This is a genomic window from Rhizobium sp. SYY.PMSO, assembly GCF_046840415.1.
Lineage (GTDB): Bacteria > Pseudomonadota > Alphaproteobacteria > Rhizobiales > Rhizobiaceae > Rhizobium.
Map to the genome: position 1 here is coordinate 1,080,734 of NZ_CP177351.1, position 22,188 is coordinate 1,102,921.

Sequence of the window (22,188 nt, forward strand, 5' to 3'; positions counted from 1 at the left end):
GTCTTTGCAAGAATACGGTTAAAATATCTATTTATAACAGCATATTAAGCTGAATCCTCAGAAGGAAGCGTTGCGTAGACGAACAAAAATCCAGTCTCCACACGCATCCGATTCTTGACATAATATATTTTAAAATATATTTCAGTGGCCGTCTGTGATCGGCGAGGCAACGAGGCATCCAGAAGCGACCCATGAGTTCACCCTTACGGCAAGCTTTTCAAAGCCGGAATCCGGTGCCGGCTGCATCCCGCCAGGCAGGCCCGCAAAGGGTCGGCAACGCAGCGCTTCATGAGAACGGACGGAGCTTGGATCCGCAACTGACCAACCTCAACCTCCAAATCGACCGGTCCGGATATCGGCCTCGATCAATGGAAGAACCTGGAAACTGAATAGTCGAGGGATGAAATCGTGCGTATTTGCACTCTTCGAGCCGTTGGTGATCGCGATGGAAGCACGACATCGTCCGCAGCCGCACCGCCGACAGCCTGCGGCAGCGTCCCTTCGCGCGCCCCTGCGCTGCAGCTGTGCCTCTACGTGCTGATGTTCAGCGTCTGGGGGTCGAGTTTCTTTTTCACGTCACTCGCTCTTCGCAGCTTCAACGGCTTCACCGTTCCGGTTCTGCGCATGCTCCTGGCAATGCTCGTGCTTGGAGCGATTGTCCGCATTCGCGGGCTGAGGCTACCGCGTAATCCCGTTATATGGATGCATCTCGCCTTTCTCGGCGCGCTGAACATCGCGGTTCCCTATATCCTGCTGACGCTGGCCCAGCTTCACGTCCATTCCTCGCTTGCAAGCGTGCTGAGCGCGACGACGCCTTTGTTCGCCTTTCTGTTTTCGTGGCTGCTCATGCGCACGGAACGCTTCAACCCGATGCGCGCGCTCGGCCTTCTCGTCGCATTCGCCGGGATTGCCGCACTGTATGGTTTTCAGCCGCAAACAGGCGGCAGTTTCAATGCATGGGCACTGGTCATCGTCGTGAGTTCAGCGATGTTCGCCGCCGGAAACGTCTATACGCGCCGCTTCCTCAATGCCGTCCATCCTTTCGTCATCGCATTCCTGCAAATCGGCCTCGGCGCATTCTACCTGCTGGTCTCGGGCTTGCTGACCGGCACATTGCAGATCGGCACGCCGAGCCTCATCTCCGTTCTCGCTATTCTGGAACTCGGCATCGCCGGCTCCGCTCTCACCTATTTGCTGTTCTTCCACTTCATCCGGCTGTGGGGATCCACTGCGGCGTCGCTGAACACCTATTTCCAGCCGATGGTCGGCATCACGCTCGGCGTACTGGTGCTCGGAGAACGCGTGAGCGCGACAGGATGGCTGTCTCTCGCCACGGTGCTCTGCGGCGTCGTCATCTTCGGCATCGGCTCATTCCTCTCGTTGCGCCGGAGGCCTGCCGCCATGGCAGCTCCGCGCCACACTTCCATTTGAAACGGCTATTCTCCGGAGTCTGAAAATGAACCGAGCCTATACAACAGCGCAAGTTGCCATCGTCGGAGCAGGTCTCAACGGCGCGGCCGCGGCCTTCTTCCTGGCGGAACGAGGCATCAGGAATGTGGTCGTGATAGACCGGGATTATCCCGGCGCCGGCGCTTCGAGCCGCGGCATGGGCCTGTTGCGGACGTTTCACGCCAATGAACCCGAGGCGGTGCTCGCCCTTAAGAGCCTCGATGTTTTCACCCATTGGAAAGAGCGTGTCGGGGGCAGCGCCGGATTTCGCCGTACCGGCTTCCTGTGGCTCGATAGCGCCGATCGACGCGGCGCGCTTCAGACACATGTCGACATGCTGCGGCAGATCGGCAGCAACAGCCGGATCATAGACGGCGCGGAAATTGCGGAACGCCAGCCGCATCTGGCGGCCGAAAACACGATTGCCGTCTACGAGCCGGATTGCGGCACCGCCTACGGCGCGAAAGCCAATGAATCACTGCTGGTCAATGCCATGGCGCGTGGCGTGCGGCTGCTGACGCGTACCCCCGCCCTCGGCCTCATCGCGGCGGGAGGACGCGCGGTAGGCGTCATTACGCCTCAAGGTGAAATACATGCGGACGCAATCGTCCTTGCCGCGGGCGCCTGGTGCGCGCCATTGGCCCGAAGCGTCGGCATCGAGCTGCCCGTTCAAGCGCGTCGGTTGACCATCGGCAGAGTGATCCTCCCGGCGGACGTGAAACATCCGATGACGTTTCTGGACGGAAGGTTCGACACGTCGTTTCGGCCCGAAGATGGAGGCACCGCCCTTATCTCCATGCGCGACGATCGTTATGGCCAGACCATCGATCCCGATCAGCGCAAGGAAGACGTCGATCCCGCGGCCGTCGCCCGCGGCATCGCGAAAATCCGCCAACGCATTCCCGCAGCCGAACGTTTCGTCGGCATCAATACCTGGACCGGCGTTGACGGTTTCACGCCGGACTTCAAGGGCATCTACGGCCAGCATCACGAATGCCGCAACCTGTACCTCATGGCGGGCGGCAACGAAAAGGGTTTCAAGGTCTCGCCGGCTGTTGGAATGGGAACGGCCGAGTGGATCGCGACGGGCCAAAGCCGCGATATCGGCAAACCCGAATTCTCTTCGGCCCGGTTCGCCGACGGCGCGGAGGTATCCGGCGCCGCAATCGGCGTTGATGAACTGATTTAGAGCACGGCTTAACGGCGCAGCCACACGGCTGCCCCTCAAACGAAGGAGCATCAGGTCCATGTCTCGTACGATTATTCTGGTTGGATGCGGCAACATGGGCTTCGCCCTGCTCCAGGGCTGGCTCGAAAGCGGCATCCTGGCTGTTGAGGATGTGCATGTGGTGGAACCGGCGGAGGCGCTGCGCACCCGTGCGGCGAATGCAGGCGTTCGCACCTATGCCGGCGCGGAAACACTGCCGCCGGATTTGAAGCCGCATATGGTGCTGATCGCCGTCAAGCCGCAGATCATGGCCGATGTCTTGCCTGCATATCGACGCTTTGCCGCCCAGTCGACTTTCGTCAGCATCGCGGCCGGCATACCGATTGCACTGCTGAACTCATGTCTGGGCGCCAATGCGGCAATCGTCCGCTGTATGCCCAACACCCCTGCCGCGATCGGCAAGGGCATGCTGGTGACTTGCGGCAACCCCCATGTGAGCGCGCCGAGTGCTGCTTTTATCACCCGCCTGCTGGAGGTTTCCGGCGCGGTCGCAACTGTCGACGACGAGGCGCTGATGGATGCCGTAACGGCGGTCTCCGGTTCCGGACCGGCCTATGTGTTCCATTTCATCGAGGCTCTGACCGATGCAGGCACGGCAATTGGCCTGCCCCACGACACGGCGGCATTGCTTGCCATGCAGACTGTGGCTGGCGCAGGCGCGCTCGCTGCGGCAAGTGCCGAGAGCCCGACGAGGCTGCGCGAACAGGTGACGAGCCCCAACGGCACGACCGATGCGGCACTTGCCGTGCTCATGGGCGACAACCGTTTGACAGCCCTCGTCACCGAGGCGGTGAAAGCCGCGCGCATGCGTTCCGTGGAATTGGGAGAAGCGGTTCCCCAAACGGCCGAGCTGCCATAACGGAGCGGGTGTTTCGAACAGGGAGCAGTTCAGGCCCGGGCAACGCGCGCGGTTCTTTACCGGCCGCGCAGTCAAGAAATCGCGCGCGTGCATCCCTCTCCTAAGATTTGCGGACTTCCAGCACGGTGCCGGCACCGGCACGCGTATCGAAATAGCAGAAGCCGCTGCCGTCGGTGCGTTTGCCGCGCGCGATCACCTCAAGACCGAGCGCCCGCCCACCGGCTTCGGCGGCGTCCCGGTCGTTCACTTCGAAGCCGAGATGGTAGACGCCTTCACCGTGATCATCGAGAAAGCGTTTCTGCGGCGAATCCAGCACGCCCGGATCGCAAAGCTGGATTTGGACATTGGCCAGGTCCACGCATTTGTAACGCATGGCCTTGGAGGCTTCCGCGTTCGGAACATCGAGTTCGACATATTCGCCTTTCTTGGGATAGTCGAACCATGGGCCGAAGCCGAGGCTTTCATAATAGGCGACGGTCTTCTCGAGATTTTTGACGACGATGCAGACGTGATGCAGATGCTGGAAGATTTCGGTCATGCTATGTTTCCTGAATGGCTGGTCCAAGTTGAAAATCGGCATAGGGATTCCGTTCTCCCGGGATGTCGGGAGCGGGTTGTTCTCGTTTCAGGCATCGATCAGAGATGGATGGCCGGCTCGACGATGGCCATCGTTCTTTCGACATGATCGCGCGCTGCACGATCGGCACCGTCCTCGTCCCGTGCGATCAGGGCGCTGACGATTTTCCGGTGCTGCAGATTCGTTTCCATGATCTCGCTTTCCGAAAAGAGGATCGGAACCCGCAGCATCCAGTAGTGAAACTGGGTGCGCTCGTGGAACTGGGCCAAAAGGGGGTTCTCCGCGCCTTCGACGATGAGATTGTGAAATTCGTTGTTGAGCCGGTTGAGCTCCGCTCGGGTTAAAGCCTCGCTCGGCTCCATGGCCTCGATAAGCCGCAGCAACGCATCGAACGTCTTTCGCGGCGCATGCCTGGCTGCCAACCGGGCGGTCGCACCCTCTATGGCGGCGCGGCTCTCGAATATCGCCCGGATCTGAGATCCGTCGACATCTTCCACCACCCAGCCTCGTGCCCGGGCAAGCAGGCCTTCACCCTGCAACATCAAAAGCGCTTCGCGCACGGGCGTACGTCCAGCGCCCAGCCGCTCACACAATTCGTCTTCGACAAGGCGCTGGCCCGGCTTGAGTTCAGAGCCGAGAATCATGCTGCGAATTCGGGTCCGGACGTCCTTTGCCATGGATTCACCGGAAACTGTCTTTTTTGCCGCCATTTGCCCTCGATCTCCGAATCATCCGGATATTGTAGAAGCAGCCAGAACGCGCGCAAGAAACTGCCGCGCCCTATCGCTTTGCGGTCGTGTAAAACCCTGCTGCGGCAGTATCTTCCACCATCCGGCCACTTTCCATGAAGATCACGCGACCGGCGATATCGTGCAACCGCCGTCGCCCAGCCCGCTCCGGGATCAGCGTGCGCAAGCTCGCGGCCCGATGTGCCGGTCGGACCGGCAGGCAACAAAAGGCGCGATCCATGGCCAGCGCATAAAACCTCGCTCGTTCGTTTCACTCCATACCCCATTGTGAAGGCGGCGGAAAATCCGCCGCCTTTGGCCTTCGTTCAGCGCGTTTCGGCGCCGCGGCCCGGAATTTTCGAGGGATTGGGACGATCTGCGCGCGGGCAAGCGGCAGCCGCCTCGAATACGGCATTGACCTTGTCGATGTATTCCTGCGGGAAGTCCCATTGCTTGAGACCGGCGGGAATGTGCTCCCAATAGAAATTCGGCGGGCGCATCGCAATGCCAGGCGTGATCAAACGATAGGTCCAGCAATCGTAGGTTTTACCGTCGTCGCCATAGATCGTTACGCAGCAGCGTTCGAAATCGTCGTAATCTTCCTGGAAGTGGCTTTCATCATGTTCGAAAACAACGCCCATCGCCTTTTCGCCATAGGCCTCGGCCGTGTTCAGGAAATGGCACCAGCCACGATCGGTCCGATTGCCGGCGGCATGAAACCGCAGTGAATGATTGGCTGCATAGCCTTTCGTAACAGCCTTTGCCTCCGGCATGTAGCGATCAATTTCAATGTCGTGCAGCCAGGTGCAGTAAGCGAAATAATACATCATTACCTCTTCTGGAGCAGCGATGCTTGAGGCCGCCCGCTCCCTCGGTTTGCGTGATTCACTGGCAGGCGATCGCCTCCCAAAACGGATTGAGCCCGCGTGCCAATCCGTATATTCCAAAATATATTTTCATGTATATGATGTGTCAAGCGCATTCGCTCCGTCCCGCGGCGATCTTGCAATCCGGGCCTGCTGTGGCACAACGCGGGGATGAGGAGAAAGAATGAAACCGGGAGGTGAACCATGCGTTTTGAAATCGCCAACACCCATGCTTACCCGGGGTGCCGGGTAAGGCTCGCCGATGAAGACAACGCAGACGAAATCGTGGCCCAGTTCAGCGACGGCACGATCGCCGGGGCTCGCTATAGCCGCAACGGCAGCGCCACGATACGCCTTACCATAAGCCCCTACAGGACGGCGCGTGGCACCGATATCGCCGAAAAGTCGTGGATATTGACCCCTGACCCGAAAGGCGGCGGCTGGAAGATAAAGGCGCGATCAGCGGATTGAAGTTTCAAATTCTGCTGCCGCAATTTCCATGGTTTCGGAGCACCGCTTGGCCGTTGTCCGCCGATGCTACGCGTGAGCCACGCGACACGGTCAGAAGATGATCGCGGTAAATCTGTCGGAATTCGCGGAAAGATGCGTAACCGAGCGCCCGTACCGTGCGAGAGACGGAAGATGGCGCAAGTTCGCACTTCGCCGCTATCGACGAGGCGTTTCCGAATGCGATTGCGTCAGGTCGCGTAAAGCCGAGCTCCAATATCCGTTTGATCGATGCAGGAAATTCCGTGGTTCTCGAGACGATTCTTTCCTTCAGCTCGGAAACATCTTTGGGTGGGCTTGAGCCGCTGTCCGGTTGCATGTCATTTCTCCGCTTCGAGCCACTATGTTGCCGCAAGTCGTGCAGGCTCCGTGCTTGCTGGTTTTACGAACAGGCAGCGAAGGAAGATCGCGCCTGAGGATACCGCCTCTCAAGCACGTCGAGCCACCTGCCCTGCTTCGAGGATTCCCTTGCCGCCTCAATCACGAGCTGCATCGTCCGGCCCGTTGCGGTCCAGGAGACCTCCATCGTACCGGCGCATCCACGCGCAAACCGCACGAGAAGGCGGGCCTGATCGTCAACTTCGACTGCCTTGCGTTCGCTGGCGCCCGTCGAGACAGAGCGGGATTTGATGACCGTCTCCATGTCCGCGCAGACGCTCGATCGGCCCAAGAAGAAAGCGGGCCATGTTGACTATATGGCTGCCGAGATCCATCAGCGCACCGCCGTCATCGGGGGCAAGACGCCATGTCGATGGCATGGCGGGTCGCTCAGATAGTCCTCGGCATGGAGACCCCTGAAGGATGTGATGGAACCAAGCTCGCCCTCCATGATCATTTGACGAGCAAGCGACAGAGCGGGGTTCCTTATGCAGTTGAAGCCAACCTGCGTCACCAGGCCGGACCGCTCTGCCGCGTCGACCATTTCCCCCGCTTGCCCCAACGACGGTATCCAGCACGGCGTCGCATGGGAGGTCATAGATGCCATCCTTTCGAACGGGCCAATTCATGCGCCGATGGACGCAGGCATCTCGCTCCTCGGCTGCCCCTCGATCTGGGCTTCGAGGTCCGCCATTGTTTCACCGCCGGCCATCAGATCCGTGATCTCCTCGCGGGTCTTCTCGCCCTTGGCAAAGTCCGCGGCGACGGCTCCGCGAATGAGGACGGCGAAGTGATCTCCGACGGCCATGGCATGCATCACCTGATGCGTGATGAACACGACCGCCAGGCCACGGCGTTTCGCCTCGTTGACGATCCGGAGCACATGGGTCGCCTGTTTGACGCCGAGGGCGGCCGTCGGCTCGTCGAGAATGAGGACTTTCGCGCCGAAATGAACGGCGCGGGCAATGGCCAACGACTGGCGCTCGCCGCCCGAAAGACCGCCAACCAGCCGGTCGCCGTCATCGATTCTGGTGATGCCGAAGTCGCGAACCGCCCGGACGGCGATTTCGTTCGCCTTCTTGCGATCGAAAACCTTGAACGGCCCCCAGCCCTTCGTCGGCTCCACGCCCACGAAAAAACTTCTGCCGATCGACATCAGCGGGAACGTTCCGCCGAATTGGTGAACGGTGGCGATCCCTCGCTCGGCGGCGGCCTTCGGCGTCGGGAACGTGCTCGGCTTACCCTCGAACAGGATCGTGCCCGAGGTCGGCTGATGCACGCCGGAGAGAATCCTGATCAACGTCGATTTGCCGGCGCCGTTGTCGCCAAGCAAACAAAGAACTTCGCCGGCCTTGATGTCGATGGAAATGTCGTTCAGGACCTCGATCGGGCCAAAACTCTTGTTGACGTTCTTCAAGGAGAGGATGGGCGTGGCCATTATTTCGCTCCCTTCTTCCTGGTCGTGTGGTTCAAGGCCATATGACGGAAGGTGTTGTTCATCAGGACAGCGATCAGCAGCATCACGCCGATGATCAAGCTCGACAGATTGCGGTCGAAGCCCGTGTAGAAAATCCCCTGGTTGACGATGGCGAATGTGATCGTGCCGAAGAAAATCCCGATGACCGACCCGAACCCACCCGTCAGCAGGACACCGCCGACGACGACCGAAATGATGGTGTTGAAGATGAACGACTGTCCGGTCGAAACCTGAGCGGAGCTGTACATGATGGTCTGGCACATGCCGACGAAGGCCGCCGAGAGCGAAGACAGGATGAACAGGCCGACCGTCAGCTTGCTGGTTGGTATGCCGGCATTGCGGGCGGAAATCCGGTCGCCTCCAAGAGCGAAGACCCAGTTGCCCCAAGGCGACAGATGCAGGAAGAAGAAGTAGAGCGCCATAAGAACGAGCCACCAGACGATCATTACCTGGAAACCGCTGCCGATGTAGCTTCCAAAGATGGTCTTCGCCCAGGCCGGCGACATCATGGACAGAGACGTCGTCTTCGTCAGGACGATCGACAGGAACAGCATCAGACCCGCTATGGCGAAGAGCGTGCCCATGGTCACGATGAGGGATGGCACTGCGGTACGGATGACCATGAGGCCATTGATGAGCCCGACGAGGGCGCCGAATGCCAGGGTCGCAATAATTCCCACTGCTATGGGCAGGCCGTAATAGCCGGAGACGATGGCGATGCACATCGAGGAGGCCGGCACCATGGCGCCGATCGAGATGTCCAGTTCGCCGGCAATCATCAGAAAGCCGATGGGAACGGCGATGATGCCCAGATTTGCAGCCACGTTCAGCCAGCTTGCGATACCGTTCGGCGACAGGAACAGAACGCCGCCGAAAATGGTGAAGAAAACCGCGACGAAGACCATGCCGAGAAAAGCCCCCATCTCGGGACGTCTCATGAGGTTGTCGATAGATAGTTTTTCCATGATGCGCCTCCCCGCATGGTCCAACCAATTTTACCTTCCAGGCCAGCCCTGGAACCGGAGGGCTGGCCACACGCCCGGGCTATCGTCAGCGAACGCCGTTCTGGACTCCGTTCAGTGCGGCGCCGATGTTGGACGAGTCGACGATCGCCGGGCCGGTCAGCACCGGATTCGTCGGAATTTCCAGGCCGTAGTCGATATTCGCGGCAAGCGTCGTCGTCGCCAGGAACGACTGCAGATACGGCTGCTGGTCGATCGCCATCAGCTGCTGGCCGTTTTTGATGCGGTCGAGCACGGATGCGCTCATGTCGAAGGTGCCAAGCTTGACCTTGTCGCCCACGCCCGCTTGCTGGATACCCATCGCCGCCGCGTCGGCGGTCTGCGCACCGAGTGTCATGACGGCGTCGATCGACGGATCCTTCAGCAGCTCGGCCTTAATGGCTTCCGCCGTGCCGGCCATATCCGACTGTACGCTCGATGGCAGCCGCAGAGGCTCGACCTCCGCGCCGCCGGCCTTGGCGCCGTCGGTCACACCTTTGCAACGCGTTTCGAGATTGACAGCCCCCGGGACGTGGATGACGCAGAGAATCTTCTTGGCGCCTTGCTTCGCCAGATAGGCGCCGCCTGCATTTCCTGCGACCGCCTCGTCCGTACCGAAGTAATTCAGACCGATGGCATCCTGGCTCTTGTCGCCCGTCCGGGTGTTGTAGAGCATGATCTTGATGCCCTTCTTTGCCGCTTCCTGGAGTGCGGGAATCTGCGCCTCCGGCACCCAAACCGGAATAGCGATGCCTTGAACGTTCTGACTGATTGCCGTGTTGATCAGGCCGACCAGATCGGGTCCAAAATTGTCATAGTTGGGAACGGTCATGTAGCTGACGGAGCCGCCATGCGCCTTCACGACCATCGTCGCATCATCCACGCCTTTCTTGATGGCATTGAAGAATGCGTCCTGCGCCGAGCCGGAAATCACGGCGATATTGGCGGCATGCGACTGCGCGGCGGCAAGCGAGAGCGCGGCCGTCGCGAGCATCACCTTCGTAAGGGCTTTCAATTTCATTGTTCACTCCTCCTCTTGCCCGCCACGATGGCGGGATCTCCAACCTCGGCGCTTGACGGGGCGCCATATGCAGAACCTTCGCGGCCTGGAAGGGCGAGACCATCTTTTCGCGATCACGAATCCTGCCGGTCCGATCGCCACCCAGGCTCCAGCGGCCACCGGACGCCGGCCACGCGAGAGCCTCGCCACGACCTTCCGGACTCCTCAAAGCCGACCGCCATCTCCCATTCTCGTTGCACCCTCCCGGCGCCAACTTTCACTGCTCAATATTGGAGCGCTCCAATATTGTCAATCAAAAAATCGAATGAAAGGCGGAGGCCGATCCGCGAGTCATCAGAAATCGGCTCATCCGAAGGGCAATGACCAACCGCACTGCCTGAAAAGTCATCGACCACCATATCGATCGGGGCCGAGAGGCATCACCTATCCACGATCTTTGTATAACCATCTGTTTTTATTCATATATTTCTCCCAATGTGCGCCCCTGCCCAAGAGCAGCTCTCCAACTTCCCCCCTCCTGTCTACGCGTTCACCAGCCATCAAAGAGAGTGCCCCGCGCATAGTTATAGGCGGCAACGACTACCATCACACCACATTCAGCTCTTTAAAATTTCCAATTGACTGGATTGGAGCGCTCCAATATCAATAACCGCGCTCCGGCTGATTGAACCAGCATCATCGGACGCAAAGGGAGGTATGAAGTGAGCAACGGGATCGGAATCGTCGGCGCCGGCATGATCGGCGCCGCGCACGCGTTCGGCTATCGGAACCATCTGTCGAAATTTGCATCGCGCCTGCCGGGCCTCAACCTGACCGCAGTCGCCGATCCGAACGCAACGCTCGCCAGACAGTTGGCGCAGAGCTTCGGCTTCTCCCGCACGGTCTCCGACTGGAGAGAGGTTGTTTCGGACCCGGAAATCGGGGTGATCAGCGTCGCGCTACCGAATTTCCTGCATGTCGATGCAGTCGAAGCCGCCCTTGCCGCCGGTAAGCATGTTCTCTGCGAAAAGCCCCTTGCCCTGTCGGCTTCGCAGGCACGCCGATTGTACGAGCAGGGCAAGTCGTCCAGCGTCTGCGCGGCCACGGTCTTCAATTATCGCCGCATTCCGGCAGTCACCGAAATCCGCAACATGATCTCGGCTGGCGAACTCGGTGAGATCGTCAACATTCTCGTTCAGTTCCAGTGCGAATACGCGGCAGACCCTCAATTGCCCCACTCGTGGAGATACGAGCGCAACCGGGCCGGACCGGGCGCGCTGCTCGACATCGGCACGCACGCAATCGACACTGCCCGCTTCCTTTGCGGCGAAGTCTCGGAAGTCGCCGGCGCGGTGTCGACCATTTCCATCAAGGAGCGTTTCCTGGCTGCCTGCTCGACGGTGGGACACAATCGAGTCGAGCTAAGCTCCGAACGCCGTCCCGTCGACAACGACGACGTCATGTCCGCTCTGTTGCGCTTCGACAGCGGCGCCCAGGGATTGTTTTCCACCAGCCGCGTTGCGATCGGCATGGGCAACACGCTCTCGTTCGAGGTCTTTGGAACGAAAGCAACCGCCCGCTTCTCGACACAGTCGATCAACCAGTATCAGATCGCCCGCTTCGACGGCAGCGGCCAGACGCCGTTTGCGACCGTTTTCAATCGTCCGTCGTCACCCAACGTGGGATCGATGCTGCCCGTGCCGTTCGATGGAGTCGCGGTCGGATACGCGGAGGTCTTCGGGTTCATGATCCACGACTTCCTGAACGCGATCGCCGAGGGCCGTCCGATCTCAGACGGTACGCTGCTCGACGGCCTTCGCGCGGCCGAAGTCCTCGATGCGATTCAGGCGTCGGCGGACAACGGCGGCCCGGTGACGGTGGAACGGTCTCCGGTCTGATGGAAATGTGAGGAGGATATCGATGAAAATAGGTTTGAACACCGATGGCTTCGGCGCTTTCGGTCTGGACGAATGCCTGGACAAGGTCGCCGCGCTCGGGTTGAGCTGCGTCGAATTCGGGGTGGGAGGCTGGTCGAGCGCGCCGCATCTGAAGGTGGAGGCGCTGCTTACGAGCGCTTCGGAGCGGGATCGGCTGCTGGGCAAGCTACGCGACCGCGCATTGGAAATCTCCGCCCTGAACTGCTCCGGCAACCAGCTCCATCCCGGCCGGATCGGCCCCGAGGATACGGACCTTGCCTACAAGACGCTGGAACTCGCAAAGCTGCTCGGTGTCCGGCGGGTGGTCATGATGTCCGGCCTTCCGGGCGCTCCCGGCGATAGCCATCCCAACTGGATCACCTCCTCATGGCCTCTCGAGGCGATGGAAATTCTGGAGTGGCAATGGAGCGAAAGGGTCATTCCCTGGTGGAAACGATTCGCCTCCAAGGCGGAAACGGACGGCATACGCCTCTGCGTGGAGCAGCACGGCCGTCAGGTAGTCTACAACACCGAGAGCTTCTTCCGGTTGCGCGACGCCGTCGGCCCGGTCGTGGGGGTAAATTTCGACCCGTCGCACCTCATCTGGATGGGAGGCGACCCCGTTTCCGCCATTCAGGCTCTGGGAGAGTGCATCTACCACGTCCACGGCAAGGATTCCCGTATCGAACCAGCGTCGAAGGTGAATGGACTTCTTGACCCCAAGCATGTGATCCCGGTCCATTCACGCTACTGGAATTTCGTCTCGCTCGGCCACGGCAGTTCGGTCCGCGCCTGGCTGGACATCGTGCGCGCATTGCGGGCCGCCGGTTATGACGACGTCATCTCCATCGAGAACGAGGATTATTCCATGGCAGCCGAGGATGCGGTCGCGACCTCTGCCGCCACGTTGCGTTTCTGCATCCAGCAAAGCACCGAAGAGGCCGCGTGATGCGCATACTCCGGCAAGTTCGGCCGTAGCGGCTCGGACAGCCCGATCGATGGTGGAGGCTTGCACCCGCAGGCGAAGGGGGCGATAGGACCGGCATAGGTAGAACCCGCAATGCCACAACCCCGGCGGACGGCTTTCGGTGACGGGTCACGCATTCTGCAACAGTATGCTATAGCGTGACGATGCTCCCGGACCGGGCACCGCTGCATCAGCGGCTGCCCGTTCGCCGCATTCGACATGATGAAAGAAAACTGATGAGCAAGACGCCGCCGAAACTCACTCTGATGGACATCGCCAATAGAGCAGGTGTTTCGCGGTCGCTTGCATCGCTTGCCTTGCGGGGGGACCCCGGCGTCAACCCGGACAAGCGCGCAAGGATTCTCAAGATTGCCGAAGAACTCAACTACACGCCCGATCTTTCGGCACGCAGGCTGGCAAGCGGCGGCACCCGCACTATCGGCGTGCTTCTGTCGGACATCTTGAACCCCTTCACCGCATCGGTCGCGAAAAGCATAGACGCTTCGGCCAGAGAGAAGGGGTACGAAGTGCTTCTTTCCCTGGAAGGTCATTCGGATCCTGCCGCCGAAAAAGCGATCCAGTCTCTCGTCGCCCAGCGTGTCGCCGGCCTGATACTGATCGGCTCCCCGGAATCCACCGCAGCGATCGAACGGATAGGGCGACATCTGCCGGTGGTCTACTTCGGGCGGCATCTTTCCAACGAACGGATCGACAGCGTCAGCAATGACGACCACCTCGGGGCTTCCCTCATTGTCCGACATCTGATCGAACTCGGACATCGCAATATCGTGCATATCGACGGCGGCCCCTATGCCGGCTCGCAGCGCCGCCGTGAAGCTTATTGCGCAGCGATGGAAGCGGAAGGGCTCGTGCCCAAAGTCTATTCTGGAAGGCATACGCTCGACGGTGGCGTCGAGGCCATGGACGCCATCCTCGCCCAGAAACCGCGTCCGACCGCCATCTTCGCGTCCAACGATCTCGAGGCGCTCGGCGTCCTCAGCCGGCTGCTGAAAGAAGGCATCAGCGTACCTCAGGACGTCGCGGTGGTCGGATATGACGATATTCCATTCGCTGAATCCGAAACGATGTCGCTTACGACCGTCCGCCAGCCGATACAGTACATGGCAAGCCAAAGCCTCGACATCCTCCTGTCCCGCATGCAGAAACCCGACGAGCCGGCGATGCATGTGCTGATCGCCCCCTCGCTGGTAATCCGGCGCACGACTGTCCAGTCCGAGCAGGGCGGCGAGAAGGAGAAAATACGCTCCAAGACGCTCTAGGATTTTCGCTTACGCTTTCATTGAGATTCCATCAGCGGAGGCTTGGTCCAGGACGCTGGCGGCAATTAAGTCAGTTACCAGGCATTAGCCGCACCGCTGTATCGAACAGATTACAACCGCACCCACGACAGGTTGTGATATCATATTGACAGTTCACAAAGATGGGGCAAATTATCGGATTGTGATTTCAATCACACGGCAATGGATTCTGCCGCGTCGCAAAGACGGAACTGCTCTTTTGAGCTGATGACTCCTACTTGGCGCAAAAGCGACGGAGTAGAGTCATGATTTTTCTTTCCATAGCTGTAAGTCAACTTCGGCATCCTGGGCCTTGTCCGGCATATAATCGTCGAGCTGCGTCGATTGGCGAACCTGCAAGGCCTGTCGGAGAAAGACGACCGGCATCAGATCTATACCCGATATCCGGCGTTCCGCATCGATGAAGAAAGCGTGTCCTCGCTGGAAGCGGTCTGGCGACGCCGCGCGCGATGTCGCATGCCGGGAACAGCGCTCATTTCGCGATGAACGGACAAGGCTAGAGGAGCTTACGGATCGCGAGATTTGAAAACCAAACCCACATCAACTCCGTCATCCAACCAAGGAGACCGTCATGCGTCTGGAAGCGATACCCGTTGGAAAGAATCCGCCCGCCGACATCAACGTCGTCATCGAGATTTCAATTGGAGGTCCGCCGATCAAGTACGAGATTGATAAGAAGGCGGGAATGCTCGTTGTCGATCGGTTTCTCTACACGCCGATGGTCTACCCCGGAAATTATGGCTTCGTTCCAAATACGCTGGGAGATGATGGCGATCCTATCGATGTCATCATCTGCAACGATCGCCCTCTGATCCCCGGCTGCGTCATCAATGTCCGTCCCATCGGGCTGTTGACGATGGAAGACAATGCGGGAATGGATGAGAAGATTCTGGCCGTTCCGTCACCTCATCTGACGCGCAAGTTTGAAAACGTCACGAACTACGATCAGGTGCCCGAAATAACGCTGCAGAAGATTGCGCACTTCTTCCAGCACTACAAAGATCTCGAACCCGGAAAATGGTCGAAAGTCGGCGCCTGGCAAAATGCCGAAGCCGCAAGGCGAATCATTCTTGAATCGGTAGATCGATACCGTTCTCCCACCCAAAGCGGGTGAAAGAGCGGCATCAGGCATCGATGTACGGGAAAGGCTGGGTGATCGGACAATAACACTTAAGCAACAATTCGCAGACGTGGCGGCTCTCTGCCGGCGGATCTGGAGCCGCCGGCATCCTCGAAAGCATAAGCGATGACCTGACCGCGTTCGAATTCCAGCGCTTCCATCTGCGTCGCAGGCACTTCGCCCACTCCCAGGGCAAGCGAACGTATACTGTCGGTATCGGCGACGATCAGCACATTCAAATCTCTGTCCAGGCAAGGCCGCACATGTTCGGTAAAATAAGCCCAGACCCGATCATGCAAATCGGCGAAGCTCTCTCCGGAAGGCGGGCCTGCGTGAAATGAGCGTTTCCAGGCGACGACTGCGGTGGCGCCATATAGATCCAGCGCCATTTCCTTCCTCATGTTCGTGAGATCGCCGAAGTCGCGCTCGCCGAGCGCCGGAGCATGAAAAACAGGAGCAGCGGATTTCAGCCCCTTGCGTATGATCTGCGTCGTTTCCTCGGATTGTCGGGAGACAGGTGCAAATATCGTATCAACGGCCAGACGGGCCTCCAGAATCTGGCGCACTATACCCTTTGCCTCGAGACGACCCAGATGGGTCAGGCGGTAATCGGACTGCCCCACGAAGCGTTCCAGCGCCTCGCCTTCATTCTGTCCCTGCCGAGCAAGTATGAGCACTCCCGTCATATCTCGTCTCCCCCGGGATCGATGATTGTCCTAGTGCATGAAGAAGACAGGCAGCGTTGCTTCTTTCAGCAACGTCTCCGTCACTCCCCCTAAAATCCAGCCCAGGAATTCTCCATGGTGAAAGGCGCCCGCTACGATCCAATCGGCGTCGACGGCATGTGCTTCACGAAGAATCTGTCGCCCCACCGAAAGGCTGAGGTTTCTGGGCACGTTCAGGGTCTTGCTCCGCACACCGAGATCGACGAGCCGCTCGACCGCCCATTCCAGCTCCAACGGGCGCTCGTCTCCTATTCGAAGTAGCAGGACCTGCTCGACATTTTTGAGCCATGGCGCCGCGGCCTCCAAGGCGCGGCGGCTTGGCGCGGTGTCCTTCCAGGCCACAAGGATGCGCCGCACATCGCGCTTCTGATATCTGTCGGGCACGACCAGCAGCGGCTTTCCCGTGCGAAAGAGACAGGTATGGAAAGCCTCATGCGCGTGGCCCCGGCTATGGGCGTCGAGCCGAGCTATCACCGTCATCCGGGCAATCCTGGCAAATTCCTCTATCTTCGCATCTTCGCTTCCGCCGATGTCATACCAGTTCGAGGGAACATTGGCCGGCAAACCCACCATCCATGCGGCGTAGATGTCATGGAGCGCATGCCCTTCTTTTACGGCATCCAGCTCCATCAAGCGCTGTCGATCCTTCGAAAGCACCTCTTCCGTCGGCATGATGTCGAATATCGGATCCACGCGGACATGCAATGCGGTGATGCCTGAAGCTCCCTCAAGGGCGGTCCAGGCATCTTGCGCCGCCTCAAGACAGGCGCGTGCGCCTCTTTGTTCGGCCAGCACGGCCAGAATAGCGGCTCCGTCTATGTGCGTTCCAGAGGTCATGAGGCTTCCTCCTCGATTGCATTCTGCGCCACCTCGTCCACACCGCCGTTCAGGCGTTCGGCCGCGAGATAGCCTGCCGTCACCGATGCGAGGCAGAGCGCGACGGAGATGGCGATATTCAGAACCGCCCTGCCCACCGCTCCGGCCTTGAGAAGTTCCAGCGTCTGCAGGCTGAAGGACGAGAAGGTCGTAAACCCTCCGCAAATCCCCACCATGAAGAACGTCCGACCGACATCCGAGATGGGAAAGCGGCCATGCTCCACCGTGAGCGTCCCGAAAAACGAGATCGCGAAGGAACCGACAATGTTGATGACGATGGTTCCCCATGGCAGATCACGGCTCATCGGCAGCATCCATAGCGCCACCCAGTATCGGGCAACGCTGCCCAGCGCCCCACCGATCGCTACCCATAACGTAACTGGCATGCTCTCCAATCCTTCCTTCAAACCTCTATGCCGTACCGCTTGCGTGGTCGAGAAGATGACCCGTTTCGTTGATCGATCTCACCATGGCGCGCGATCCGCCAACGTCTGCCTCGCTGATGGCGCATCGAGCCTGAGCGGGCCAGGTCCATGCCGTCGACGTGACCATGCCGTGCGGGAGCCGGTCATGCCATGCTCTTGTGCGGTTGGGACCGGGAGCCAAGGGTTACTGCCTTCAACCCGAGCTCCGCGATCACGATCTTGTAGACGATGAGTTGCCCTGTTGCGATTTCGAACGTCTCGATCTCGAACGGGGACAGTTCCTCCAGTTCCATGGCAAGCGCGCGCAGACAGTTGCCGTGGCCGATTACGACGGCGTTTTCCCCGTTGCGCAGCCGCGGAGCGATCTCGCGATTGAAATACGCCACGACACGCTGCCGGGTGTCGAAAAGGCTTTCTCCTCCCGGAGGACGTTTTCGGTAGGAGCGCCGCCAGGCAAGCACCTGTCCCGGGCCAAATTGACTGGCGGCCTCGTCCTTGTTCATACCTGTGAGATCGCCATAATCGCGTTCGTTCAGGGCGGGGTCCGACACAATGGCGACGCCCGCACCCAGTTCATCGACGATTATCTGCGCTGTATCGCGTGTCCGCCTCATGGCGGATGTGAAGAAGATATCCGGCCTGATGCGTGCCTGTTGAATCTGGTAGGCGATGAAGCGAGCTTCGATTCGCCCCTCATTCGTGAGCGGCGGGTCGTCGCGCCCCGTGAAGACATTGCTTCTGTTGCCTTCGCTTTGCCCGTGGCGGGCCAGAACCAGCATGCCGGTCATAGCCGCTCCCCCATCATGCGAGCGACAACCGGATCGCGAAGGGAAGCTGTGAAAATTCTGAGGGTGCCAAATATGACTAGCATCATGATCATCCTGCCTGGAGCAACGGCTCCTTCTATGCGAATGGCAGGAGTCATCAGCCTGATCGGCGGTTTGCGGGAGACTCCATTCCCGTAACAATCAAATAGGCGCTGGAGCAAAATTAGTCCAGAGTCGCCAACGGAAAAACTGTCTCCCATTGCTTTTCCCGCAATTCTATCGGATGTTTATGGCCGGGGATGGAGTCCCCCGTCTTTAAACGCCAGCCGGCTGATGACTCCTACCGTTGGGCACCACGGTAGGACTGCGTCAGGAGTACGGCTTCGTGCCGTTCATCTCTATCAAACCAGCGACCGCCAGGAACCAACGGGAACCCGCCGGCGAAGGAGAGATCATGAGTGAACATTCTATCGTATCCGTCCATGCTTTCGAAATCTTGGACTCGCGCGGGAATCCGACGCTCCAGGTAGAGGTGTCCCTGGAAGGCGGCGCCATGGGAACGGCGTGCGTGCCGTCAGGCGCCTCGACGGGGCGCCTCGAGGCCGTTGAGATCCGTGACGGCGATAAGGGTCGCTACAATGGACTGGGCACCAGGACCGCCTGCGAGAACGTCAATTCGAAAATCGCAGCCTGCCTGCGCGGCCGCGATGCCACACGCCAAGCCCAGATCGACATGACGCTGATCGAGCTGGACGGCTCGAAGAACAAATCAAAGCTGGGTGCGAATGCCCTGCTCGGAGCCTCCATGGCCGTCGCGCGCGCCGCGGCCAATTCGCTTCGCCTGCCGCTTTTTTCCTACCTCGGCGGCCCGACCGCGCGCCGGCTTCCAGTCCCGATGATGAACGTGATCAATGGCGGAAAACATGCCGCCAATCGCCTGGATTTCCAGGAATTCATGATCGTCCCTCACGGTGCGCCGACATTCGCCGAGTCTCTGCGCTACGGCGTGGAGACATTCAAGGCGTTGAAGAAAATACTGGAGAAAAAGGGCCTTTCGACCGGTGTCGGGGACGAGGGCGGTTTTGCGCCGAATCTGGAGAACAATGAAGACGCCTGCGAGCTGATAACGGAAGCGATAAGGGCTGCGGGCTACAAGCCGGGAAGCGATATCGCAATTGCCCTCGACCCGGCCGCATCTTCATTCTTCGATGGCAAAGGCTATCGTCTCGCTGCTGGAGACGTCCTTGATCGCGAGGCGATGCTTGCCCTCCACGAGCGATGGATCCAATCGTACCCAATCGTTTCCATCGAGGATGGGTTCGATGAGGCGGACTGGGAGGGCTACATTGCCCAAACGCAAGCAATGGGCGACCGGGTCCAGATCGTCGGTGATGACAATTACGTCACCAATCCCGCGATAATCAGGCAGGGAATCGAACGGAAGGCGACCAATGCCGTGCTGATCAAACTGAATCAGATCGGCACGGTCACCGAAGCCGTGGAGGCCATACGGGTCACGCACGAGGCTGGCTGGAACGCTGTCGTCTCGCATCGGTCCGGCGAGACCGAGGATACGTTCATTGCCGACTTCGCGGTGGCATTCGGCACCGGGCAGATCAAAACGGGATCGCTGTCCAGAAGCGAGCGGATTGCGAAGTACAACCGTCTCCTTTGGATCGAGCAAAGCCTGGGTCGGGCCGCCGCCTTCTCCTCGCCGTTCAAGGTCTGGTCGTCCAGAGGATGAGCCGATGGGATCCATGTTCCTTGCAGGGCATGGAATTCGCCACCGGCCGGCATCCGGCTGACGGCCCCCTATCGCGGCGCGCGCCGACGATAGGGATTGGTCATCGTGGATTGCCCCAAGGAGGTTCCAGATGTCTTTGATCCTGCTCTTCTTCATGTCCGGCGCCGGGTTGTCGGCCTTCGTCCATGGCCGGGATATGTGTCGGGCAAGGCGCCCCGTCCTCGTTCGCAGGGGACAGCGCCGCGGTCGGGAGCATCGTCGATGACGCTGCTTTTCTGGGTGCTGTTCTCGGTCATCGTTTCCGGCGCGTGTTCGATCTTCGAGACCGTGCTGCTGAGTGCCCGGCCGATGCACCTTCTCGAAAAAAGAAACCAGTCAGGCGTGAGCCTCTTCCTCGAAATCAAGGAGGAGCGGATCGGGGACGCCATCAGTGCCATTCTCACGGTCAACACTGTCGCCTGCACCGTGGGTCCCGGATTCGTCGGTGCTGAAGCGGCCAGAATTTGGGGTGATCCAGCCGTTGCCATTGCGTCGGCAGTCCTCACCTTTCTCCTGCTGATCCTGTCCGAGATTGGACCGAAGACCTATGCCGCGACCCATGCGGAAGACCTTGCCGGCGTCACCGGTCGCACGCTTCGTCCGCTCCTGTGGCTGCTGGCGCCCGTTCTGGCCATTACCCGGTGGCTTACAAGATGGCTTTCGGGAGACTCGAAAGGGTATGTTACCCGAAACAGCCTGGCGCGGATCATTGCCTACGCTCCCTCTCAGGGAGCATTGTCTCACGGTGAATCCGATGTGCTTTCCCATATCCTGTTCGCCCACCAGATCACGTTGGCAGATGCGCACACGCCTTTGGCTTTCGTTGTCGCCCTTCCCGAAGCCGCAGCAGCGGCAGCCCTGCTTGACGATGGTGCGGACCTCCACTTTGCCCGGATTCCGATCTATGGCGACAACCCCGAGCACTTGTCGGGCTACATCAATCAGCGGGAGGTCCTGCGTGAGGCGCTGCGAGACAGCTCGATTCGACGCAAGCCGCTTTCGGCATTCGGACATGCCCTGCCCAAGCTTGAAGACAGCCTCCCGGTGGGTCAGGCCATCGCGAAACTTCTGGATGCGCGCGAACCCATCGGTGCCGTCGTCAAAAACGGTGAGGTCGTCGGCATCACAACGCTTGAGGATCTCTTCGAAGCCCTGTTGGGAGTCGACATCACCGACGAAGCAGAGGAGGTAGCCGCGCAACGATCCGAAGCGGACATGCGGCGGCGAGATCGGATAAGGCGGCTTAGAAACCGTCGGCGGCAATGGGCGGGCGATGCCTCGTCGGAGGCTACGGCAGAGACCTGATGAGGATCAGGTCCGATCGACACCGAGGGCTGAAAGGCTGCTTAATAGGCGCTATTCATGAATGAAGCTGCGTCGTGATCGAAACCATCGTCGGCCTCGCCCCGCTCTCCACCTCTTTTCGAAGATTGTCGCAAGCTCGGCGAGACAACGTGCCGAGCTTGCGAGATGCTCACGACGATAGTGATTGTAGCCGCCATGATCTGCATTTCCAACCTCGCCTCTTGATCGGCGCTGCTGCTGTTTCCCGGCAACCAGACGCGATCCCAGATCGCAGGCAAGAACGATCGGCACGATGGAGCAGACGTCTGCTCATCGCCTTGCAGTCTTGAGTCCGCTTCGGGAGCGTCTGGTTGCCGGGAATTATCTGCTCCCGACGTTTCTCGTATAGGGCCGCTATACCAAGGGCGATGTATTTGCCAACACCGTCCTGGCAATCAGCGCCATGCGTGAAGCTGTGCTGCGCTGGTCATGTGTCATCGCATTCGCCTGCGTGGTTGCCTTAGGTTTGCTTGCATTTTCGGGAAGTCTCTGTGCTGCATGATCGAGAATCCTGAGAACGGATTCCTTGTCGAGACCATCGGCACTCATCACAGCCATGACGATAGGATCGTCAAGCATATCGAATATAACGGACGGTAATGTACGTCTAGTCATGATTGTTGCTCCTGCCTCCGCGAATATCACGCGGCAATTGACTGGCAGGAGTCATCAGCACGATGCGGTTTCGGGGGACTCCATCCCCATGCACAAAAATCTACATGAACCGCTTCTCAAATCAAGTGCCTTCTCCACGGCTGACTGGAACCCTATTGAAATGTGGAAGTTATAGTTTAAATTTATCTCAGGCGATGGAGTTCGCCTTTAACCGCCATCTGTGGCTGATGACTCCTTCTACTCTGTTGAGAGAAGGAGTCG

The 22,188-nt window shown here is 59.5% G+C and carries 21 protein-coding genes, 1 pseudogene and 5 riboswitches; of the genes and pseudogenes, 10 read left to right on the plus strand and 12 right to left on the minus strand.

The window, feature by feature from the left end:
• The first annotated feature begins 408 nt into the window (after positions 1–408).
• From ACJJVH_RS31635 to proC, 3 genes are read left to right on the plus strand one after another with little or no spacing between them, the layout of a single operon-like run.
• Complete coding sequence (locus tag ACJJVH_RS31635) at positions 409–1,431, plus strand: EamA family transporter (protein ID WP_162761088.1); 1,023 nt, start codon at positions 409–411, stop codon at positions 1,429–1,431.
• 25 nt (positions 1,432–1,456) lie between these two features.
• Positions 1,457–2,638 carry an NAD(P)/FAD-dependent oxidoreductase gene (locus ACJJVH_RS31640; protein WP_113436786.1) on the plus strand — a complete coding sequence of 394 codons (1,182 nt, stop codon included), beginning with the start codon at positions 1,457–1,459 and terminating at the stop codon, positions 2,636–2,638.
• A gap of 58 nt (positions 2,639–2,696) precedes the next feature.
• Complete coding sequence (gene proC, locus ACJJVH_RS31645; RefSeq protein WP_113436785.1) at positions 2,697–3,536, plus strand: pyrroline-5-carboxylate reductase; 840 nt, start codon at positions 2,697–2,699, stop codon at positions 3,534–3,536.
• Positions 3,537–3,636: 100 nt separating this feature from the next.
• Here the strand turns inward: proC and ACJJVH_RS31650 are convergent, their stop codons facing one another.
• From ACJJVH_RS31650 to ACJJVH_RS31660, 3 genes are all read right to left on the minus strand, one after another.
• Positions 3,637–4,074, minus strand: coding sequence for a VOC family protein (locus tag ACJJVH_RS31650; protein ID WP_113436821.1), 438 nt, complete (start codon positions 4,072–4,074; stop codon positions 3,637–3,639).
• Between the two features lie 98 nt (positions 4,075–4,172).
• Entirely contained in the window at positions 4,173–4,790 is a 618-nt protein-coding gene (locus tag ACJJVH_RS31655) for a GntR family transcriptional regulator (protein WP_162704046.1), read from the minus strand.
• A gap of 377 nt (positions 4,791–5,167) precedes the next feature.
• Positions 5,168–5,788 carry a gamma-glutamylcyclotransferase family protein gene (locus tag ACJJVH_RS31660; protein ID WP_412066430.1) on the minus strand — a complete coding sequence of 207 codons (621 nt, stop codon included), beginning with the start codon at positions 5,786–5,788 and terminating at the stop codon, positions 5,168–5,170.
• Positions 5,789–5,911: 123 nt separating this feature from the next.
• On the opposite strand from ACJJVH_RS31660, the gene ACJJVH_RS31665 reads away from it, so the two are divergent.
• Positions 5,912–6,178 carry a hypothetical protein gene (locus ACJJVH_RS31665; protein ID WP_113369940.1) on the plus strand — a complete coding sequence of 89 codons (267 nt, stop codon included), beginning with the start codon at positions 5,912–5,914 and terminating at the stop codon, positions 6,176–6,178.
• A 418-nt stretch (positions 6,179–6,596) separates the two neighbouring features.
• Here the strand turns inward: ACJJVH_RS31665 and ACJJVH_RS31670 are convergent.
• The 4 genes and pseudogenes from ACJJVH_RS31670 to ACJJVH_RS31685 all read right to left on the minus strand — a co-directional run bounded on the left by ACJJVH_RS31670 (position 6,597) and on the right by ACJJVH_RS31685 (position 10,091).
• Positions 6,597–7,221, minus strand: a pseudogene (locus ACJJVH_RS31670) (Gfo/Idh/MocA family oxidoreductase).
• A complete protein-coding gene (locus ACJJVH_RS31675; protein ID WP_113436783.1) occupies positions 7,218–8,030 on the minus strand; it encodes a sugar ABC transporter ATP-binding protein in 813 nt (270 codons plus the stop codon). The pseudogene ACJJVH_RS31670 and the gene ACJJVH_RS31675 overlap by 4 nt, the downstream one beginning before the upstream one ends.
• Positions 8,030–9,034, minus strand: a complete 1,005-nt coding sequence (locus ACJJVH_RS31680; RefSeq protein WP_113436782.1) for an ABC transporter permease — start codon at positions 9,032–9,034, stop codon at positions 8,030–8,032. Before ACJJVH_RS31680 ends, ACJJVH_RS31675 begins: the two co-directional genes overlap by 1 nt.
• Positions 9,035–9,119: 85 nt before the next feature.
• Complete coding sequence (locus ACJJVH_RS31685; protein ID WP_113386298.1) at positions 9,120–10,091, minus strand: substrate-binding domain-containing protein; 972 nt, start codon at positions 10,089–10,091, stop codon at positions 9,120–9,122.
• 701 nt (positions 10,092–10,792) lie between these two features.
• On the opposite strand from ACJJVH_RS31685, the gene ACJJVH_RS31690 reads away from it, so the two are divergent.
• From ACJJVH_RS31690 to ppa, 4 genes are all read left to right on the plus strand, one after another.
• On the plus strand, positions 10,793–11,968 hold the full coding sequence (locus ACJJVH_RS31690) for a Gfo/Idh/MocA family protein (RefSeq protein ID WP_412066431.1): 1,176 nt from the start codon (positions 10,793–10,795) through the stop codon (positions 11,966–11,968).
• A gap of 22 nt (positions 11,969–11,990) precedes the next feature.
• Positions 11,991–12,935 (plus strand): sugar phosphate isomerase/epimerase family protein, encoded by a 945-nt coding sequence (locus ACJJVH_RS31695; protein ID WP_113436781.1) that lies wholly within the window; start codon positions 11,991–11,993, stop codon positions 12,933–12,935.
• A gap of 254 nt (positions 12,936–13,189) precedes the next feature.
• Positions 13,190–14,233, plus strand: coding sequence for a LacI family DNA-binding transcriptional regulator (locus ACJJVH_RS31700; RefSeq protein ID WP_162761087.1), 1,044 nt, complete (start codon positions 13,190–13,192; stop codon positions 14,231–14,233).
• A gap of 188 nt (positions 14,234–14,421) precedes the next feature.
• Positions 14,422–14,496: riboswitch (Fluoride riboswitch) on the plus strand.
• 347 nt (positions 14,497–14,843) lie between these two features.
• A complete protein-coding gene (gene ppa / locus ACJJVH_RS31705; RefSeq protein WP_113436779.1) occupies positions 14,844–15,386 on the plus strand; it encodes an inorganic diphosphatase in 543 nt (180 codons plus the stop codon).
• A gap of 56 nt (positions 15,387–15,442) precedes the next feature.
• Here the strand turns inward: ppa and ACJJVH_RS31710 are convergent, their stop codons facing one another.
• The 4 genes from ACJJVH_RS31710 to ACJJVH_RS31725 all read right to left on the minus strand — a co-directional run bounded on the left by ACJJVH_RS31710 (position 15,443) and on the right by ACJJVH_RS31725 (position 18,206).
• Entirely contained in the window at positions 15,443–16,015 is a 573-nt protein-coding gene (locus tag ACJJVH_RS31710) for a histidine phosphatase family protein (protein WP_412066432.1), read from the minus strand.
• Positions 16,016–16,108: 93 nt separating this feature from the next.
• The gene (locus ACJJVH_RS31715; protein WP_162749358.1) at positions 16,109–16,912 is read right to left on the minus strand and encodes a universal stress protein; all 804 of its coding nucleotides are present in this window, start codon (positions 16,910–16,912) and stop codon (positions 16,109–16,111) included.
• 38 nt (positions 16,913–16,950) lie between these two features.
• On the minus strand, positions 16,951–17,379 hold the full coding sequence (gene crcB, locus ACJJVH_RS31720) for a fluoride efflux transporter CrcB (protein ID WP_113365863.1): 429 nt from the start codon (positions 17,377–17,379) through the stop codon (positions 16,951–16,953).
• Positions 17,380–17,561: 182 nt separating this feature from the next.
• Positions 17,562–18,206, minus strand: a complete 645-nt coding sequence (locus ACJJVH_RS31725) for a 2,3-bisphosphoglycerate-dependent phosphoglycerate mutase (RefSeq protein ID WP_113404672.1) — start codon at positions 18,204–18,206, stop codon at positions 17,562–17,564.
• A gap of 120 nt (positions 18,207–18,326) precedes the next feature.
• A riboswitch (Fluoride riboswitch) is annotated at positions 18,327–18,388 on the minus strand.
• 83 nt (positions 18,389–18,471) lie between these two features.
• A riboswitch (Fluoride riboswitch) is annotated at positions 18,472–18,535 on the plus strand.
• A gap of 104 nt (positions 18,536–18,639) precedes the next feature.
• Between ACJJVH_RS31725 and eno the strand changes: the two genes are divergently transcribed.
• Both eno and ACJJVH_RS31735 read left to right on the plus strand, forming a co-directional pair.
• Positions 18,640–19,929, plus strand: coding sequence for a phosphopyruvate hydratase (gene eno, locus ACJJVH_RS31730; protein WP_113436777.1), 1,290 nt, complete (start codon positions 18,640–18,642; stop codon positions 19,927–19,929).
• A gap of 261 nt (positions 19,930–20,190) precedes the next feature.
• Positions 20,191–21,273, plus strand: a complete 1,083-nt coding sequence (locus tag ACJJVH_RS31735; protein WP_112794911.1) for a CNNM domain-containing protein — start codon at positions 20,191–20,193, stop codon at positions 21,271–21,273.
• A 393-nt stretch (positions 21,274–21,666) separates the two neighbouring features.
• Here the strand turns inward: ACJJVH_RS31735 and ACJJVH_RS31740 are convergent, their stop codons facing one another.
• Complete coding sequence (locus tag ACJJVH_RS31740) at positions 21,667–21,927, minus strand: hypothetical protein (RefSeq protein ID WP_162703913.1); 261 nt, start codon at positions 21,925–21,927, stop codon at positions 21,667–21,669.
• Positions 21,928–21,965: 38 nt separating this feature from the next.
• Positions 21,966–22,024, minus strand: a riboswitch (Fluoride riboswitch).
• Between the two features lie 84 nt (positions 22,025–22,108).
• Positions 22,109–22,171: riboswitch (Fluoride riboswitch) on the plus strand.
• Positions 22,172–22,188: the final 17 nt, after the last annotated feature.